This window comes from Escherichia sp. MOD1-EC5990 (assembly GCF_002965285.1).
GTDB lineage: Bacteria > Pseudomonadota > Gammaproteobacteria > Enterobacterales > Enterobacteriaceae > Escherichia > Escherichia coli_F.
Map to the genome: position 1 here is coordinate 172,860 of NZ_PTRV01000001.1, position 18,558 is coordinate 191,417.

At 51.0% G+C, this 18,558-nt stretch carries 18 protein-coding genes and 1 tRNA gene; 12 read left to right on the plus strand and 7 right to left on the minus strand.

Annotation, left to right across the window (positions count from 1 at the left end; genetic code table 11):
* Nucleotides 1-13: 13 nt before the first annotated feature.
* Nucleotides 14-1,807, minus strand: a complete 1,794-nt coding sequence (hyaB, locus tag BEB42_RS00950) for a Ni/Fe-hydrogenase large subunit (protein WP_000107355.1) — start codon at nt 1,805-1,807, stop codon at nt 14-16.
* Nucleotides 1,804-2,922 carry a hydrogenase 1 small subunit gene (gene hyaA / locus BEB42_RS00955; protein WP_001353311.1) on the minus strand — a complete coding sequence of 373 codons (1,119 nt, stop codon included), beginning with the start codon at nt 2,920-2,922 and terminating at the stop codon, nt 1,804-1,806. The genes hyaB and hyaA overlap by 4 nt, the downstream gene beginning before the upstream one ends.
* 426 nt (nt 2,923-3,348) lie before the next feature.
* On the opposite strand from hyaA, the gene BEB42_RS00960 reads away from it, so the two are divergent.
* The 3 genes from BEB42_RS00960 (at nt 3,349) to tusE (ending at nt 4,722) form a co-directional block, all read left to right on the plus strand.
* Nucleotides 3,349-3,436 (plus strand) — tRNA-Ser (locus tag BEB42_RS00960).
* 206 nt (nt 3,437-3,642) lie between these two features.
* Nucleotides 3,643-4,302, plus strand: a complete 660-nt coding sequence (gene yccA / locus BEB42_RS00965; RefSeq protein ID WP_105267115.1) for an FtsH protease modulator YccA — start codon at nt 3,643-3,645, stop codon at nt 4,300-4,302.
* A 90-nt stretch (nt 4,303-4,392) separates the two neighbouring features.
* On the plus strand, nt 4,393-4,722 hold the full coding sequence (gene tusE, locus BEB42_RS00970; protein WP_000904443.1) for a sulfurtransferase TusE: 330 nt from the start codon (nt 4,393-4,395) through the stop codon (nt 4,720-4,722).
* On the opposite strand, the gene yccX is transcribed toward tusE, so the two are convergent.
* On the minus strand, nt 4,719-4,997 hold the full coding sequence (gene yccX, locus BEB42_RS00975) for an acylphosphatase (RefSeq protein ID WP_000048228.1): 279 nt from the start codon (nt 4,995-4,997) through the stop codon (nt 4,719-4,721). The two genes, tusE and yccX, sit on opposite strands and share 4 nt — an antisense overlap.
* Before the next feature lie 94 nt (nt 4,998-5,091).
* On the opposite strand from yccX, the gene rlmI reads away from it, so the two are divergent.
* Both rlmI and hspQ read left to right on the plus strand, forming a co-directional pair.
* A complete protein-coding gene (rlmI, locus tag BEB42_RS00980; protein WP_000116275.1) occupies nt 5,092-6,282 on the plus strand; it encodes a 23S rRNA (cytosine(1962)-C(5))-methyltransferase RlmI in 1,191 nt (396 codons plus the stop codon).
* Between the two features lie 57 nt (nt 6,283-6,339).
* Nucleotides 6,340-6,657: a heat shock protein HspQ gene (gene hspQ / locus BEB42_RS00985; RefSeq protein WP_001295356.1), complete on the plus strand. Its 318-nt coding sequence runs from the start codon at nt 6,340-6,342 to the stop codon at nt 6,655-6,657.
* A gap of 44 nt (nt 6,658-6,701) precedes the next feature.
* Here the strand turns inward: hspQ and BEB42_RS00990 are convergent, their stop codons facing one another.
* Nucleotides 6,702-7,115: a CoA-binding protein gene (locus BEB42_RS00990; protein WP_000665218.1), complete on the minus strand. Its 414-nt coding sequence runs from the start codon at nt 7,113-7,115 to the stop codon at nt 6,702-6,704.
* Nucleotides 7,116-7,287: 172 nt separating this feature from the next.
* Between BEB42_RS00990 and BEB42_RS00995 the strand changes: the two genes are divergently transcribed.
* Together BEB42_RS00995 and mgsA are read left to right on the plus strand one after the other, a co-directional pair.
* Complete coding sequence (locus tag BEB42_RS00995) at nt 7,288-7,950, plus strand: DUF2057 family protein (RefSeq protein ID WP_000847782.1); 663 nt, start codon at nt 7,288-7,290, stop codon at nt 7,948-7,950.
* 95 nt (nt 7,951-8,045) lie between these two features.
* Nucleotides 8,046-8,504, plus strand: coding sequence for a methylglyoxal synthase (gene mgsA / locus BEB42_RS01000; protein WP_000424181.1), 459 nt, complete (start codon nt 8,046-8,048; stop codon nt 8,502-8,504).
* A gap of 31 nt (nt 8,505-8,535) precedes the next feature.
* On the opposite strand, the gene helD is transcribed toward mgsA, so the two are convergent.
* Entirely contained in the window at nt 8,536-10,590 is a 2,055-nt protein-coding gene (helD, locus tag BEB42_RS01005) for a DNA helicase IV (protein ID WP_001353312.1), read from the minus strand.
* A gap of 122 nt (nt 10,591-10,712) precedes the next feature.
* On the opposite strand from helD, the gene BEB42_RS01010 reads away from it, so the two are divergent.
* Both BEB42_RS01010 and yccS read left to right on the plus strand, forming a co-directional pair.
* The gene (locus tag BEB42_RS01010) at nt 10,713-11,159 is read left to right on the plus strand and encodes a YccF domain-containing protein (protein WP_001261235.1); all 447 of its coding nucleotides are present in this window, start codon (nt 10,713-10,715) and stop codon (nt 11,157-11,159) included.
* Between the two features lie 9 nt (nt 11,160-11,168).
* Nucleotides 11,169-13,331, plus strand: a complete 2,163-nt coding sequence (gene yccS / locus BEB42_RS01015; RefSeq protein WP_000875038.1) for a YccS family putative transporter — start codon at nt 11,169-11,171, stop codon at nt 13,329-13,331.
* On the opposite strand, the gene sxy is transcribed toward yccS, so the two are convergent.
* The gene (gene sxy, locus BEB42_RS01020; protein ID WP_000839153.1) at nt 13,294-13,923 is read right to left on the minus strand and encodes a CRP-S regulon transcriptional coactivator Sxy; all 630 of its coding nucleotides are present in this window, start codon (nt 13,921-13,923) and stop codon (nt 13,294-13,296) included. The two genes, yccS and sxy, sit on opposite strands and share 38 nt — an antisense overlap.
* A 218-nt stretch (nt 13,924-14,141) precedes the next feature.
* Here sxy and sulA point away from each other — a divergent pair, with 218 nt between their 5' ends.
* The gene (sulA, locus tag BEB42_RS01025) at nt 14,142-14,651 is read left to right on the plus strand and encodes an SOS-induced cell division inhibitor SulA (protein WP_000288710.1); all 510 of its coding nucleotides are present in this window, start codon (nt 14,142-14,144) and stop codon (nt 14,649-14,651) included.
* A gap of 356 nt (nt 14,652-15,007) precedes the next feature.
* Complete coding sequence (gene ompA, locus BEB42_RS01035; RefSeq protein WP_000750415.1) at nt 15,008-16,060, plus strand: porin OmpA; 1,053 nt, start codon at nt 15,008-15,010, stop codon at nt 16,058-16,060.
* Nucleotides 16,061-16,136: 76 nt separating this feature from the next.
* On the opposite strand, the gene matP is transcribed toward ompA, so the two are convergent.
* On the minus strand, nt 16,137-16,589 hold the full coding sequence (gene matP / locus BEB42_RS01040; protein ID WP_000877161.1) for a macrodomain Ter protein MatP: 453 nt from the start codon (nt 16,587-16,589) through the stop codon (nt 16,137-16,139).
* Nucleotides 16,590-16,774: 185 nt separating this feature from the next.
* Here matP and BEB42_RS01045 point away from each other — a divergent pair, with 185 nt between their 5' ends.
* Nucleotides 16,775-18,535 (plus strand): AAA family ATPase, encoded by a 1,761-nt coding sequence (locus tag BEB42_RS01045; RefSeq protein ID WP_000156537.1) that lies wholly within the window; start codon nt 16,775-16,777, stop codon nt 18,533-18,535.
* Nucleotides 18,536-18,558: the final 23 nt, after the last annotated feature.

Consider the following 18,558-nt stretch of genomic DNA (forward strand, 5'->3'; position numbering starts at 1 on the left):
TTCTCCTTCGCTGTTAACGCACCTGCACGGAGATCAGCTCGCTACCGTCGTCGCCCAGCACGTGTGTTGAACAGGCGAGGCACGGGTCAAAGCTGTGCAGAGTACGCAGGATCTCCAGCGGTTGCTCGGGGATCGCCATTTTGGTGTTCATCAGCGCGGCTTCATAAGCGCCAATTTGCCCTTTGGGGTCGCGCGGGCTGGCGTTCCAGGTGGTCGGCACCACACACTGGTAGAGATCAATCTTGCCGTCACGAATGGCAGCCCAGTGGCCTAGCGCTCCACGCGGCGCTTCGGTAAAACCGACACCACGGCACTCTGTCGGCCAGGTTGCAGGTTCCCATTTTTCAGTGGACGCGGTGGCGAGATTGCCGTTTTTAAGGTTGGTCATCAACTTGTCGAAGAAGTATTGCAACTTACCTGCGGCCCACTGCGCTTCGTGCGCGCGGCACAAAATGCGGCCCAACGTTGACTGGATGCCGGAAAGCGGCAGGTTCAACGCCGACATCATGCGATCGACCGACTCAACGGTCGCAGCATCGCCTTTGTGATAAGCGATCAATGTGCGTGCCAGCGGCCCCACTTCCATCGCGTTACCGCGCCAGCGTGGCGCTTTGATCCACGAGTAGCGTTCCTGTTCATTCAGCTGCTGAATGTTGGTATCGCTGCCTTTGACATCGCCGGGGTTGTACCACGGGTCGGTAATACCATCGAAGGGATGACGCCCGACCTGATCGTTGGGATAACGATACCAGGCGTGATCGACAAATTCCTGCACTTGTTGCGGATCGACTAAATCCACTGGCAGCACATTGTTGAAGTCGCCGTTGATCACCGCGCCGCCAGGCATTAGCAGACTTTTCTCGCCAAAGTCGTTGGCAATATCCGGGAACGCCCCGTAACTAAGGACACATTTATCAGAAAGACCAGTGCCGATTTCGCTCCACGGTTTGTTGAACTGACCGATGGCTAAAGCGTCGGGGATCATCACGTTATTAATGAAATCCGCCGTGCGGGTAATGATCGACTGCACCAGATTCAGGCGCTCCATATTGACCGCCCCGACCGCGCCACTTTCGTCAATGTTGATAGCGCACGGCATCCCGCCAACAATCCAGTTTGGATGTGGGTTTTTACCACCAAAGACCGCGTGGATTTTGACAATTTCACGCTGGAAATCGAGAGCTTCGAGATAGTGAGCAAAGCCCATCAGGTTGGCTTCTGGCGGCAGTTTGTACTGCGGGTGCCCCCAGTAGCCATTGCGGAAGATCCCCAACTGGCCGCCTTCAACGAATTTCTTCAGGCGGTTTTGCACATCGAAGAAATAGCCAGGTGATGATTTCGGCCATGAGGAGAGGCTTTGCGCCAGTTCGGAGGTTTTCCGCGGATCGGCTTTCAGCGCATCTAACACATCGATCCAGTCCATCCCGGCAAGCTGATAAAAGTGCACCAGATGGTCATGGCACCAGAGCGTCGCCAGCATAATGTTGCGAATGATATTAGCGTTGTCCGGCACTTTAATGTCGATAGCATCTTCGATGGCATAGACCGAAGCCAGAGCGTGTACGCCGGTACAGACGCCGCAAATACGTTCCACGAACGCCCACGCATCGCGCGGGTCGCGCCCTTGCAGAATGATCTCCAGCCCGCGAAACATGGTGCCGCAGGAGACGGCATTGGTGATCACATTCTGATCGTTAATATTCACTTCACAGCGCATGTGGCCTTCAATGCGCGTAATCGGGTCGACCACCAGGCGGCGTCCGGCATTGTTGATGGTGTATCCCTGAGTTTCGTACTGAGTGCTCATGCCTGTTTATCCTCATTGCCTGGCTGTTGTTCGGTTTCTGTAGGTTGCTGGTTATGACGTCTGCGCTGATCAACGGCGCTGGCGACCGCATGTACACCAACAGCCGCAGCCACCACGCCAAGCGCGGTTAAGCCGACGGTATCAGCGGTGGAATGGGTACCCATTTGTGGAATATCGACTACGCGACTGTAGAACGAACCGCGATCCCAGAAACCATTTTCCGCACAGCCCAGGCAGCCGTGACCAGACTGGATTGGGAAAGAAACGCCATCATTCCAGCGTGTGGAGGAACAGGCGTTATAGGTGGTAGGCCCTTTGCAGCCCATTTTGTACAGGCAGTAACCTTTGCGGGCAGCGTCATCATCCCAACTCTGGACGAACTCTCCGGCGTCAAAGTGAGCGCGGCGATAACATTTATCGTGAATACGCTGACCATAGAACATCAATGGACGGCCCATTCTGTCGACATCCGGCAGACGATCAAACGTCACCATGTAAGTAATGATGGCGCTCATCACATCCGGGATCGGCGGGCAGCCAGGTACTTTGATAATGGGTTTGTCGGTGATCACTTTGTCGATTGGTGTGGCCTGCGTCGGATTGGGCCGCGCGGCCTGCACGCATCCCCAGGAAGCACAGGTTCCCCAGGCGATAATCGCACTGGCTCCGGCGGCGGCGCGTTTGAGTTTTTCAATAAACGGTCGACCACTGCTGATACAGAACATCCCCTGCTCGCCCAGCGGCGGATTACCTTCTACTGCGAGGATATATTTGCCATTATATTGCGTGATGATGTCTTCAAAGACTTCTTCTGCCTGGGTTCCGGCGGCAGCCATCAGGGTATCGTCGTAATCGAGGGAAATCAGGGAAAGGATGACGTCCTTCGCCAGTGGGTGAGCGGAGCGGATAAAAGATTCGGTACAGCAGGTGCATTCAAGACCGTGGATCCACACCACAGGAATGCGCGGTTTGTTCTCCAGCGCCCAGGCAATCTTCGGAGCCATTCCCGCGCCTAATCCCAGCGAGGTGGCAGCCAGACTGCAATATTTGAGAAAGCTGCGCCGGGTAACGCCCTGACGCCGCATGGCCTGGTAAAATGTTTCCTCGTTATTCATATCGCACGTCTCTTCTCCTTGCGACACCGGCAGGACACCGGGCGCTTATGGTCGGCAAGCGACGTCCCTGTAGCAAGGCAAACCATCGCTTCACGTGAGATGCTGAAAACGAAAGCTCATCCTTCTGCACTGGCGCACGTCGCCAGATAGTATTGTTAATAAAGCGTAGTGAAACTTTTGCACAAAACAATACAAACTGTGTGGATTTATCTTTTAGCGATAAAAATGGACCTATTTTTCTTTTTGCCGGGCGGTGGGGATGTTTAGCCGGTTGCTAAACGAGTAAAAGAGAAGGAATTCATGGTGATGAAATGATCAATCTGCTGTTATTTCACGCTATCAATGCACTTTTGGCTGTTTTTCAGTCAAACAAACAAATTAGGGGTTTACACGCCGCATCGGGATGTTTATAGTGCGCGTCATTCCGGAAGTGTGGCCGAGCGGTTGAAGGCACCGGTCTTGAAAACCGGCGACCCGAAAGGGTTCCAGAGTTCGAATCTCTGCGCTTCCGCCAAATAAGATAAGGGGTTAGCTAAATGCTAACCCCTTTTTCTTTTGCCTGTCGAAATTCTCAGGGCGTTATATTTGCTTAATGACCTGATAATCCGCTGTTAAACCTGTTCCAGATCAAATGCGTAAAGATGGGTAAAACTTCTGGGTGCCCTTACGCATTATCATTATGCTGCTTAATTAATTACATCTGTCATAGAGAGTGACTCAATGGATCGTATTGTTAGTTCTTCACATGACCGTACATCGCTGCTTAGCACTCATAAGGTGCTGCGTAATACCTATTTTCTGCTGAGCCTGACGCTGGCCTTTTCGGCGATTACCGCAACTGCCAGTACGGTGCTGATGCTGCCATCTCCGGGTCTGATTCTGACGCTGGTGGGTATGTATGGTTTGATGTTCCTGACCTATAAAACGGCGAATAAGCCGACCGGAATTATCTCCGCATTCGCCTTTACCGGTTTTCTGGGTTATATCCTCGGACCAATTCTGAATACCTATCTGTCTGCCGGAATGGGTGACGTAATCGCTATGGCACTGGGCGGAACGGCGTTAGTGTTCTTCTGCTGCTCTGCGTATGTGCTGACCACCCGCAAAGATATGTCGTTCCTTGGCGGTATGCTGATGGCGGGTATTGTGGTGGTGCTGATTGGTATGGTTGCTAATATCTTCCTGCAGCTGCCTGCCCTGTATCTGGCGATCAGCGCGGTCTTCATTCTGATCTCCTCTGGCGCTATCTTGTTTGAAACCAGCAACATCATTCATGGCGGTGAAACGAACTATATTCGTGCCACGGTTAGCCTGTATGTTTCGCTGTACAACATCTTCGTCAGCCTGCTGAGCATTCTGGGCTTCGCCAGCCGCGATTAATCTCACCCGCTAACACTTTCATAGCCTCGCTTTATGCGGGGCTTTATTTTTTGTTACACTGCCGCCAGTCTGATTAAGGTAGTAATAATTATGCTGATCTTCGAAGGTAAAGAGATAGAAACGGATACCGAAGGCTATCTCAAAGAAAGCAGCCAGTGGAGTGAGCCGCTGGCAGTGGTGATTGCAGAGAACGAAGGGATTACGCTGTCACCAGAACACTGGGAAGTGGTGCGTTTTGTGCGTGATTTCTATCTGGAATTCAATACTTCTCCGGCGATTCGTATGCTGGTAAAAGCGATGGCGAATAAATTTGGCGAAGAAAAAGGTAACAGCCGCTATCTATACCGACTGTTTCCGAAAGGTCCGGCTAAGCAAGCCACCAAAATTGCTGGCCTGCCAAAACCGGTAAAATGTATCTAACGAATACGAAAATCGGTTAATTCCCCCGAGGGATGATGCGGCTCGCTGAGCACCCGTTCCACACGTGCAGAACGCGGGCCGCCACTCTTTAACCACTGCATTAATTTTTCCACCTGCCCTTCTTCACCGCAGGCAACCACTTCCACGCTGCCATCGTCAAGATTTTTGGCGTAGCCGCTTAACCCGAGTTTTTTCGCTTCGTACTGCGTGGTATAGCGAAATCCTACGCCCTGAACTCGCCCGTAAACCCAGGCAATTATGCAGACTTTCGACATTGCTGCTCTCCTTATCCTTAATGGACGCGTTGCAAATCCATGGAAAACTCCGGACAATGACGCCCATTTCTTTGCATCGACAGAAAAGTAAATTATGAGTGTACGTTTAGTGTTAGCCAAAGGGCGCGAAAAATCATTACTTCGTCGCCATCCGTGGGTCTTTTCCGGGGCCGTTGCCCGCATGGAAGGTAAAGCCAACCTCGGTGAAACCATCGATATTGTTGATCATCAGGGAAAATGGTTAGCACGCGGCGCTTATTCGCCAGCTTCGCAAATCCGGGCGCGCGTCTGGACGTTTGACCCCTCTGAATCCATTGACATTGCTTTTTTTACCCGCCGTTTGCAACAAGCACAAAAATGGCGTGACTGGCTGGCGCAAAAAGATGGCCTCGACAGCTATCGTTTAATCGCCGGAGAATCTGATGGCCTGCCGGGTATTACTATCGATCGTTTCGGTAATTTTCTGGTACTGCAACTGCTGAGTGCTGGGGCAGAATATCAGCGCGCAGCATTAATTAGTGCCCTGCAAACGCTGTACCCGGAATGTGCAATTTACGATCGCAGCGACGTTGCGGTACGTAAAAAAGAAGGGATGGAGCTGACCCAGGGCCCCGTTACCGGAGAGCTACCGCCTGCCCTGCTGCCGATTGAAGAACACGGCATGAAGCTGCTGGTGGACATACAGCACGGGCACAAAACGGGCTACTACCTGGACCAGCGTGACAGCCGCCTGGCTACCCGCCGCTACGTTGAAAATAAACGCGTACTGAACTGTTTTTCCTATACCGGTGGTTTCGCCGTATCGGCATTGATGGGCGGTTGCAGCCAGGTTGTCAGCGTTGATACCTCCCAGGAAGCGCTGGATATTGCACGGCAGAATGTTGAGCTGAACAAACTGGATCTGAGCAAGGCTGAGTTTGTCCGTGATGATGTCTTTAAATTGCTGCGTACTTATCGCGATCGCGGTGAAAAATTTGACGTTATCGTGATGGACCCGCCGAAGTTTGTTGAGAATAAAAGCCAGTTGATGGGCGCGTGTCGTGGCTATAAAGACATCAACATGCTGGCGATTCAGTTGCTGAATGAAGGCGGAGTTCTCCTGACTTTCTCCTGTTCCGGTCTGATGACCAGCGATTTATTTCAGAAAATCATCGCGGATGCCGCAATTGATGCCGGTCGTGATGTACAATTTATAGAGCAGTTCCGTCAGGCAGCCGATCATCCGGTGATCGCTACCTACCCGGAAGGGCTATATCTGAAAGGGTTTGCCTGTCGCGTCATGTAACTTGAAATGTGGAATTTTACCCTTATATCAAAGGTAAAGATTTCCCGGGAGGTGACTATGATTGCCAGCAAATTCGGTATCGGCCAGCAGGTCCGCCATTCCCTGTTAGGTTATCTCGGAGTGGTCGTGGATATCGACCCGGTTTATTCGCTCTCTGAACCGTCGCCTGATGAGCTGGCGGTGAATGACGAGCTTCGCGCCGCTCCGTGGTATCACGTGGTGATGGAGGACGATAACGGCCTACCGGTTCATACCTACCTGGCTGAAGCCCAGCTAAGTAGCGAATTGCAGGATGAACATCCTGAACAGCCATCCATGGATGAGCTGGCGCAGACCATCCGCAAACAACTTCAGGCCCCGCGTCTGCGTAACTAATCCCTGAACAAATCCCCGGAAGGTTTTGGCCTTCCGGGGATTTTTTATTTGGCCAGGCCCAGGCGAGGGATCTCAATAGCCGGGCAGCGATCCATCACCACATTTAACCCGGCATCCCGTGCCAGTACTGCCGCTTGCTCATTAATCACCCCCAGTTGCATCCAGAGGGTTTTCGCGCCAATGGCGATCGCTTCCTGCGCCACGCCCCACGCCGCTTCTGAATTACGGAAAACATCGACCATATCGACTTTTTCCGGAACTTCTGCCAGCGTGCCATACCCCTGCTGGCCCAGCAGCGTTTTGCCGGCAACTTTTGGTGAAACCGGAATGACGTGATACCCCTGGTCGAGTAGATATTTCATCACGCGATAGCTGGGACGATCGGGTTTGTCGCTTGCCCCCACCAGCGCAATGGTGTGAGTGGACGTTAAAATGCCTGCAATATCGGTTTCTTTCATTATTTCCTCCAGACTGTTTAACAAAGTGTACGACAAAGCCGACATGCCAACCATGCAGCTAATACGAATGAATGAGAGCAAAAGCGGGAATTATGTCTATATGTTAGTAAGTATGATTAAAGAAAAATTTTGACACATTATTATTCGGGCGGTCTTTTGACAGGAGCTACCTATGAAAACCGGCATCGTGACCACCTTGATTGCATTATGTTTGCCGGTATCCGTTTTTGCCACCACGCTGCGGCTTTCAACCGATGTCGATCTTCTGGTACTCGACGGCAAGAAGGTTTCCAGCTCTCTGCTGCGCGGTGCGGACAGCATTGAACTGGATAATGGACCACATCAGTTAGTGTTTCGCGTTGAGAAGACGATTCATCTTTCCAATAGTGAAGAACGGCTGTATATCTCCCCACCACTAGTGGTCATTTTTAATACCCAGCTCATCAACCAGGTCAATTTTCGCCTGCCTCGCCTGGAGAATGAGCGGGAAGCTAACCATTTTGATGCCGCGCCGCGCCTTGAATTGTTGGATGGCGATGCGACGCCGATTCCGGTAAAGCTGGATATTCTCGCCATTACCTCAACGGCAAAAACGATTGATTATGAGGTCGAGGTTGAACGTTATAACAAATCCGCGAAACGCGCTTCACTACCGCAATTTGCCACGATGATGGCAGATGACAGTACGCTGCTTTCGGGTGTTTCCGAGCTGGATGCTATTCCACCGCAGTCTCAGGTGCTCACAGAACAACGGCTGAAGTATTGGTTTAAACTGGCTGACCCACAAACGCGAAATACTTTTCTGCAATGGGCGGAAAAACAACCATCTTCCTGAGATTTTTGTGCCTGTGCGCAGGCTTTTTCGGTCTTTCTCTTGCAGCGATAAGTGCTTACAGTAATCTGTAGGAAAGTTAACTACGGATGTACATTATGGAACTGACGACACGTACTTTACCTGCGCGGAAACATATTGCGCTGGTGGCACACGATCACTGCAAACAAATGCTGATGAGCTGGGTGGAACGGCATCAACCGTTACTGGAACAACACGTACTGTATGCAACAGGCACTACCGGTAACTTGATTTCCCGTGCAACCGGCATGAACGTCAACGCGATGTTGAGTGGCCCAATGGGGGGTGACCAGCAGGTTGGCGCATTGATCTCAGAAGGGAAAATTGATGTATTGATTTTCTTCTGGGACCCACTAAATGCCGTGCCGCACGATCCTGACGTGAAAGCCTTGCTGCGTCTGGCGACGGTATGGAACATTCCGGTTGCCACCAACGTGGCAACGGCAGACTTCATTATCCAGTCACCGCATTTCAACGACGCGGTCGATATTCTGATCCCCGATTATCAGCGTTATCTCGCGGACCGTCTGAAGTAATATTACACAGGTGGCAAACGCCACCTGTTTCCTACGGTTTTCTCGCCACCGGCACATCCAGATTTTTCAGTATTTCGACAAAGGGAGAGGGATTCTCTTTGTTAAACAATGCCCATACCCGATGGCGTGCCCGGGTCAGCGCCACGTACATTAACCGCCGTTCTTCAGCGTCCGGAAAATCCTCAACCGGGGGTAGTAGCGCCTCTTCCATAATCGACTCCCGCGCCGCAGCCGGAAAACCATCACTCCCCTCCTGCAAGCCAACGATGATGACGTAATCCGCCTGTTGCCCTTTGCTGGCATGAATGGTCATAAAGTCGATTTGCAACTTCGGCCAGCGTGTTGCCGCTTTTTCCAGGCTGGCAGGCCTCATGTGATGGTAACGCGCCAGGATCAGAATGCGCTCTTCCGGTTTGGCATAACCAGAGAGCTTATCCAGCAAAGCATCAAGTTGACTCTCATCCAATAACGTGACGGCTTTTTTGTCTCCATTGGTTAAGCTGTTTAGCGGCTTTTTCAGCTGGCCAGGGTTCTGCTGAATAAAACGGTTTGCCACCTCACCGATACGACTGTTAAAACGGTAAGTCGTGTCTAAATCACAGCGATCGCCTTCACCAAAGTTTTCATGGAAAGCGGTGGTGAGCGACATTTGCGCACCGCTGAAACGGTAAATCGCCTGCCAGTCATCGCCAACGGCGAACAACGTCGTTTGACTGTTTTGCTTGCGTAATGCCGCTAACAACGCTGCACGCTGCGGCGAGATATCCTGAAATTCATCAACCAGAATATGCTTCCACGGGCTGATAAAGCGACCTTTCTCCAGAATCACAATCGCCTGGTGAATAAGGCCGGAAAAATCGACAGCGTTTTCTGCCTTCAGCGCACCTTTCCAGGCTTTTAATAACGGGGCCATCAACTTGATACGTTTACTGAACAAGTCGCGAATCTCTTCAGGTGCATTGGCAATCATTTCTGCCTGTGCACCGCCGTGCATTCGCATCAGACTTACCCAGCGATCGAGGCGAGAAGCAAGACGACGCTGTAATTTCTCATCATCCCAGAAGTTACCTTCTGGCACTGACCACTGCATTTCTTCCGTCAGCCATTGCCGCCAGCCCTTCGCCTGCGCTTTCTTTTCGCTGCATTGCTTACGCCACTCAGCAATAAAGAGTTCATGACGGGCAGCGGTATCATTTTCTAGTTTGCTGACTGTCGGCACTTTTTTGCTACCCTGCTGAATAATATGCAGCGCCAACGAGTGAAACGTGCGCGCGGTAATGTCTTCGGTATGTAGTCGTTCTCGGATACGCTCGTCCATCTCTTCAGCTGCTTTGCGACCAAACGCCAGCAATAAAATTTGCTCAGGGGACGCTTCACCACGCGCCAGCAACCAGCCTGCACGGGCCACCAGCACCGACGTTTTTCCGCTTCCTGCACCGGCCAGCACTAACAGAGAATGCTCGCCGTTAACGACTGCCCGGGCCTGTGCCGGATTCAGCGGTGAAGACTCAACCTGACGGAAAAAATCCGCATACTCGGTAAGCATAGCTTCGGTATACGCCTGATTATGCTGCAACCGAGCGCCTTCAATATCTTTTAACCAGGCCTGACATTTACGCCACGCCTCACGGCAGTTATCGAATTCTTCCAGTCGGTTGACCGGCAACGGCAACGCCAACAAAGCCTGGCGGATTTGTTGCTGCACGCCAGAAGTTTGCTCACGCGTCAGCCATTTATTTTCTCCGGTGCGCGTGGCAATCAAATCCAGTTGCTGCTGTAAAACACCTGCCGCAATTTCGCTCATCTCCGCACTCCACCGCCGCCAGTGAGCATCAAGATGATGGTAAAAACGCTGCGTCTCGCCCCATTCGGTGCCGTGCAGACGCACCACTTTTTCGTCCGGCAGTACAAATTCCAGCTCGCCCCATACCAGACCGCGCTTACAGTGAATTGCCAGTAATTGATTGAAAGGAATAAGGTATTCGTGGCGATCGCCGGAGACTTTAATCCCGGCATTGAGGATCACCGCCCGATCGTAAGGGTGCTGTGCCAGACGTTTTCCAAGCGTTGTCGCTTTCAGTTCCATGACTCTGTAGATCCACACGAAATTATTTCTTATCAGTGTAACCGTCAGAGAAAACGTGCTCCAGCCCAAAAAAACGTTACAATTGCCGCCCATTACTGAAAACCACAGTAAAGCGAGGTTTTATGCGTACCGTTTTGAACATTCTGAACTTTGTGCTTGGCGGATTTGCCACCACTCTGGGCTGGCTGTTGGCGACTCTGGTCAGTATTGTGCTGATTTTTACCTTACCGCTGACACGATCCTGCTGGGAGATCACTAAACTGTCTCTGGTGCCTTATGGCAATGAAGCTATTCATGTCGATGAACTGAACCCGGCTGGCAAAAATGTGCTGCTGAATACTGGCGGTACGGTATTGAATATTTTCTGGCTGATTTTCTTTGGCTGGTGGTTATGCCTGATGCACATTGCAACGGGCATCGCACAATGTATTTCCATCATTGGCATTCCTGTCGGCATTGCGAACTTTAAAATTGCCGCTATTGCACTATGGCCGGTCGGTCGTCGCGTGGTATCGGTAGAAACAGCGCAAGCTGCGCGTGAAGCCAATGCACGTCGTCGTTTTGAATAATCCACTAATATGGCCTTTATGCTAAGTCCTTTGCTCAAACGCTATACCTGGAACAGCGCCTGGCTGTATTACGCGCGTATTTTTATTGCGCTTTGTGGAACCACAGCGTTTCCGTGGTGGCTGGGTGATGTAAAACTGACGATTCCGCTGACGCTGGGGATGGTGGCAGCGGCGCTGACCGATCTCGATGACCGGCTGGCGGGACGTTTGCGTAACCTCATCATTACGCTGTTCTGCTTTTTTATCGCCTCGGCCTCAGTAGAATTGCTGTTTCCCTGGCCCTGGCTATTTGCAATTGGTTTAACGCTCTCTACCAGCGGCTTCATTTTGCTCGGCGGTCTGGGTCAACGCTATGCAACAATTGCCTTCGGTGCGTTACTGATCGCCATTTACACTATGTTGGGGACGTCACTGTATGAGCACTGGTATCAGCAGCCGATGTATCTGCTGGCCGGTGCCGTCTGGTACAACGTCCTGACACTTATTGGTCATCTACTGTTCCCGGTCCGCCCGCTGCAGGACAACCTGGCGCGTTGCTATGAACAACTGGCGCGTTACCTTGAGCTCAAGTCACGCATGTTTGATCCTGATATTGAAGATGAAAGCCAGGCACCGCTGTACGATTTGGCTCTCGCCAACGGTCAGCTGATGGCGACATTGAATCAGACGAAACTCTCGCTGCTGACCCGCTTACGTGGCGATCGTGGTCAACGGGGAACGCGTCGCACGCTGCATTATTACTTTGTCGCGCAGGATATTCACGAGCGTGCCAGCTCTTCTCATATTCAGTATCAAACATTGCGTGAACATTTTCGCCACAGCGACGTGCTGTTCCGTTTTCAGCGACTGATGTCGATGCAGGGCCAGGCGTGCCAGCAACTGTCACGCTGTATTTTGCTGCGTCAGCCTTATCAACATGATCCGCATTTTGAGCGCGCTTTTACGCATATTGATGCTGCGCTGGAGCGGATGCGCGATAACGGCGCGCCTGCCGATTTACTCAAAACACTGGGATTTTTGCTGAACAATTTACGCGCTATTGATGCCCAACTGGCAACAATTGAATCAGAACAGGCCCAGGCACTGCCCCATAATAATGACGAAAATGAGCTCGCTGATGACAGCCCGCACGGATTGAGTGATATCTGGCTGCGTCTTAGCCGTCACTTCACACCGGAATCCGCCCTCTTCCGTCATGCGGTAAGAATGTCGCTGGTGTTGTGCTTCGGCTACGCCATCATTCAGATAACCGGAATGCATCACGGGTATTGGATCTTGCTGACAAGTTTGTTTGTCTGCCAGCCAAACTATAACGCCACGCGCCACCGCCTGAAGTTAAGGATTATTGGTACGCTGGTAGGTATCGCCATTGGCATTCCTGTGCTGTGGTTTGTGCCGTCACTGGAAGGGCAGCTGGTGTTGCTGGTTATTACCGGCGTGCTCTTTTTTGCCTTCCGTAACGTGCAATATGCCCATGCAACGATGTTCATCACACTTTTGGTGCTACTTTGTTTTAACTTGCTGGGTGAAGGTTTTGAAGTGGCGTTACCTCGCGTAATCGATACGCTGATTGGTTGTGCCATTGCGTGGGCGGCGGTGAGCTACATCTGGCCTGACTGGAAGTTTCGCAATCTGCCGCGCATGCTCGAACGTGCCACCGAGGCCAACTGTCGCTATCTCGATGCCATACTGGAGCAATACCATCAAGGGCGTGATAACCGTCTGGCGTATCGTATTGCCCGCCGCGATGCACACAACCGTGATGCTGAACTGGCGTCGGTGGTGTCAAATATGTCCAGCGAGCCGAACGTTACCCCGCAAATTCGCGAGGCTGCGTTTCGGTTGCTGTGCCTTAACCATACGTTTACCAGCTATATCTCAGCCCTCGGTGCTCACCGGGAGCAGTTAACTAATCCTGAAATTCTGGCGTTTCTTGATGACGCAGTTTGCTATGTTGATGACGCGCTACATCATCAACCTGCTGATGAAGAACGCGTCAATCAGGCATTAGCTGACCTGAAACAGCGGATGCAGCAACTTGAACCACGGGCAGACAGCAAAGAACCTCTGGTCGTACAACAAGTCGGGTTATTGATTGCATTACTGCCAGAGATTGGTCGTCTGCAACGCCAGATTACTCAAGTTCCGCAGGAAACTCCTGTTTCGGCGTAAGAGAGTCAGCCCATTCTGCAAGCTCCTGGCGGCGTGCCACCGGGAGCGCAGCTTCATGAATGCCGATAATGGCCCCTTCAAGCATAAACAGAATCTTTTCTGTCACCAGACTGTTTTGCTGCCGCAGTCGCAACCAACACATTTTTGCCCCAAGTATACGTAACGCCCGTACATCCTTAATCCCCACCTCCCCGAGTATCGCTTCCAGATGAAAAGACATATTGGGCAAATCTTTCAGTCTTTCCCGGGTATTGCGCGTGCTTTTCTCTTTCAGCGCTGCATCGAGAGAATATTTCGACAGACGCACCAGCTTCAGTTGATTTCGCCATAGACTTTCATCAACCCGATAGTAATTGAGGGTAACGGATCGGCCACACTTTTTATATGTCAGCCAGACAGGCGGATGTTTTACACAGTACTGTGCACTTTGCTCACAAGCCCGAAGATACAACTCACCATCAGAAACCATCGCAAACACCGTGTCGTCAACGGTCAGGCTGTAACTACCAAACAATGATCGGTATTCAATTGTGCCCAACGTTGCCAGGTATTCTTGTGATTTATAGATCCGCTTATAGGAGAGACTTTTCATAAAATTCCTTTTAAAATCATAACATAAAAGAATGATTCACATTAACGGATCCGTTAACTACGAAAATAGGCAACTTATTCTTAAGGGGCAAGATTAATTTATGTTTTCCCGTCACTAACGACAAAATTTGCGAGGCTCTTTCCGAAAATAGGGTTGATCTTTGTCGTCACTGGATGTACTGTACATCCATACAGTAACTCACAGGGGCTGGATTGATTATGTACACTTCAGGCTATGCACATCGTTCTTCGTCGTTCTCATCCGCAGCAAGTAAAATTGCGCGTGTCTCTACGGAAAACACTACAGCCGGGCTTATCAGTGAAGTTGTCTATCGCGAAGATCAGCCCATGATGACGCAACTTCTACTGTTGCCATTGTTACAGCAACTCGGTCAGCAATCGCGCTGGCAACTCTGGTTAACACCGCAACAAAAACTGAGTCGGGAATGGGTTCAGGCATCTGGGCTACCCTTAACGAAAGTGATGCAGATTAGCCAGCTCTCCCCTTGCCACACTGTGGAGTCAATGGTTCGCGCTTTACGCACGGGCAATTACAGTGTGGTGATCGGTTGGTTGGCAGATGATTTGACTGAAGAAGAGCATGCTGAACTTGTTGATGCGGCAAATGAAGGTAACGCTATGGGGTTTATTATGCGTCCGGTAAGCGCATCCTCTCACGCAACGAGACAACTTTCCGGGCTAAAAATTCACTCTAATTTGTATCATTAAGTAAATTTAGGATTAATCCTGGAACTTTTTTTGTCGCCCAGCCAATGCTTTCAGTCGTGACTAATTTTCCTTGCAGAGGCTTGTCTGAAGCGGTTTCCGCGATTTTCTTCTGTAAATTGTCGCTGACAAAAAAGATTAAACGTACCTTATACAAGACTTTTTTTTCATATGCCTGACGGAGTTCACACTTGTAAGTTTTCAACTACGTTGTAGACTTTACATCGCCAGGGGTGCTCGGCATAAGCCGAAGATATCGGTAGAGTTAATATTGAGCAGATCCCCCGGTGAAGGATTTAACCGTGTTATCTCGTTGGAGATATTCATGGCGTATTTTGGATGATAACGAGGCGCAAAAAATGAAAAAGACAGCTATCGCGATTGCAGTGGCACTGGCTGGTTTCGCTACCGTAGCGCAGGCCGCTCCGAAAGATAACACCTGGTACACTGGTGCTAAACTGGGCTGGTCCCAGTACCATGACACTGGTTTCATCAACAACAATGGTCCGACCCACGAAAACCAACTGGGTGCAGGTGCTTTTGGTGGTTACCAGGTTAACCCGTATGTTGGCTTTGAAATGGGTTACGACTGGTTAGGTCGTATGCCGTACAAAGGCGACAACATCAATGGCGCATATAAAGCTCAGGGCGTTCAACTGACCGCCAAACTGGGTTACCCAATCACTGACGATCTGGACATCTACACTCGTCTGGGTGGTATGGTATGGCGTGCAGACACCAAGGCTAACGTACCTGGTGGCGCATCCTTTAAAGACCACGATACCGGTGTTTCTCCGGTCTTCGCTGGCGGTGTTGAGTACGCGATCACTCCTGAAATCGCTACCCGTCTGGAATACCAGTGGACCAACAACATCGGTGACGCACACACCATCGGTACTCGTCCGGACAACGGCCTGCTGAGCCTGGGTGTTTCCTACCGTTTCGGTCAGGGCGAAGCAGCTCCAGTAGTTGCTCCGGCACCAGCTCCGGCACCGGAAGTACAGACCAAGCACTTCACTCTGAAGTCTGACGTTCTGTTCAACTTCAACAAAGCAACCCTGAAACCGGAAGGTCAGGCTGCTCTGGATCAGCTGTACAGCCAGCTGAGCAACCTGGATCCGAAAGATGGTTCCGTAGTTGTTCTGGGTTACACTGACCGCATCGGTTCTGACGCTTACAACCAGGGTCTGTCCGAGCGTCGTGCTCAGTCCGTTGTTGATTACCTGATCTCCAAAGGTATCCCGGCAGACAAAATCTCTGCACGTGGTATGGGTGAATCCAACCCGGTTACTGGCAACACCTGTGACAACGTGAAACAGCGTGCTGCGCTGATCGACTGCCTGGCTCCGGATCGTCGCGTAGAGATCGAAGTTAAAGGCATCAAAGACGTTGTAACTCAGCCGCAGGCTTAAGTTATCGTCTGATAGAAAAACCCCGCAGCTGCGGGGTTTTTTTTCGCCTTGCGTAAATTGAACTGACTTTCGACAGTTATTCCTTACCCAGCAATGCCTGCAGATCCTGCTTTAGAGAAGACATTTTATTCGCGTATTTCTCTTTGTTTTCCGCATCTTCAATCAGCTGAACAATCGTTTCAGAAAGCGTTTTACCGCGACGCTGCGCAAGACCAGCCAGACGTTGCCAGACAATAAATTCCAGATCGATCGATTTTTTGCGCGTATGCTGGTGTTCCGCATTAAAATGGCGCTTCCGTCTGGCCCGAATGGTTTGCTTCATGCGATTGACCAGTTCCGGATTCATATGCTTGTCAATCCAGCCATTTACCAGCACGGGTTCATTTTCCAGCGAGAGCAACACATCGACGGCTTCCTGGGCGGCACTGGCTTCTATGTAACGGGTGATTAACTCCCCTTCGCGGTGCTTCTTCACCAGATACTTCCATTTCCAACCGCTTTCAAGATTTTCAAGTTGTTGATATTTCATAGCGATCTCAATGTTACCGTGTAACTCTTTACAGAATATCAGCTTTTTAGGCCAGTGAAGAAAAGAATCTCCATCCTGTGAGCTTTAACGCCCATGCCAGGAGTATTGTCGGTGCTTTCTACGTGTGCTGCAGTGCCGGTTACGGTATAATCGCGGCTTTGACAACAGACTAAAAAACATCAACTTTGACCATTACGAAACTTGCATGGCGTGACCTGGTTCCTGATACCGATAGCTATCAGGAAATATATGCTCAGCCACATTTGATTGACGAAAACGATCCTTTATTCAGTGATACTCAACCGCGACTGCAATTTGCGCTGGAGCAGTTGCTGCATACGCGAGCATCCTCCTCTTTTATGCTGGCGAAGGCCCCGGAAGAGTCTGAGTATCTGAATCTTATTGCCGATGCCGCGCGTGCGCTACAAAGCGATGCAGGCCAACTGGTGGGCGGTCACTATGAGGTTTCCGGCCACACCATCCGCTTACGTAACGCAGTGAGTGCAGATGATAATTTTGCGACTTTAACGCAAGTTGTCGCTGCCGACTGGGTAGAAGCGGAACAACTCTTTGGCTGCCTGCGCCAGTTTAATGGTGACATTACCCTGCAGCCAGGTCTGGTGCATCAGGCAAATGGCGGTATTCTCATCGTCTCTTTGCGTACACTGCTGGCGCAACCTCTGCTGTGGATGCGGCTGAAAAATATCGTTAACCGCGAGCGTTTTGACTGGGTTGCGTTTGACGAGTCGCGCCCTCTCCCCGTCTCTGTGCCTTCGATGCCATTGAAGCTGAAAGTCATTCTGGTAGGCGAACGCGAATCATTAGCTGATTTCCAGGAGATGGAGCCAGAGCTTGCTGAGCAGGCTATTTATAGCGAATTTGAAGATACTCTGCAGATTGTCGATGCGGAGTCAGTAAACCAGTGGTGTCGTTGGGTGACATTTACCGCCAGACATAGCCACTTACCTGCACCGGGAGCGGATGCCTGGCCGGTACTTATTCGCGAAGCCGCACGCTACACCGGTGAACAAGAAACACTGCCGCTTAGCCCGCAGTGGATCCTCCGCCAGTGTAAAGAGGTCGCCTCACTGTGTGATGGCGACACCTTCTCCGGCGAGCAGCTAAACTTAATGTTACAGCAGCGTGAATGGCGCGAAGGTTTCCTCGCTGAACGCATGCAGGATGAGATCCTTCAGGAGCAAATCCTGATTGAAACCGAAGGCGAACGCATCGGGCAAATTAACGCCCTTTCGGTCATTGAATTTCCGGGTCATCCGCGCGCTTTTGGCGAACCTTCTCGCATTAGCTGCGTTGTACATATTGGCGATGGTGAATTCACTGACATCGAACGCAAAGCGGAGCTTGGCGGCAATATCCATGCGAAAGGGATGATGATCATGCAGGCGTTCCTGATGTCGGAACTTCAGCTTGAGCAACAGATCCCCTTCTCAGCATCGCTGACATTTGAGCAGTCATATAGCGAAGTGGATGGCGATAGTGCCTCAATGGCTGAACTCTGCGCCCTGATAAGCGCCCTCGCCGATGTGCCGGTGAATCAGAGTATTGCTATCACAGGTTCAGTCGATCAATTCGGTCGCGCCCAGCCAGTCGGTGGTTTAAATGAGAAAATCGAAGGCTTCTTTGCTATTTGCCAGCAACGTGAGTTAACGGGGAAACAAGGTGTCATTATCCCCACTGCTAACGTTCGCCATTTAAGTCTTCACAGTGAACTGGTGAAAGCAGTAGAGGAAGGCAAATTCACCATCTGGGCAGTAGACGATGTGACTGAAGCACTGCCGTTATTATTAAATCTGGTGTGGGATGGCGAAGGCCAAACGACGCTGATGCAAACCATCCAGGAACGTATCGCGCAAGCATCGCAACAGGAAGGACGTCACCGTTTTCCATGGCCATTACGTTGGCTGAACTGGTTTATTCCGAACTGATCGGACTTGTTCAGCGTACACGT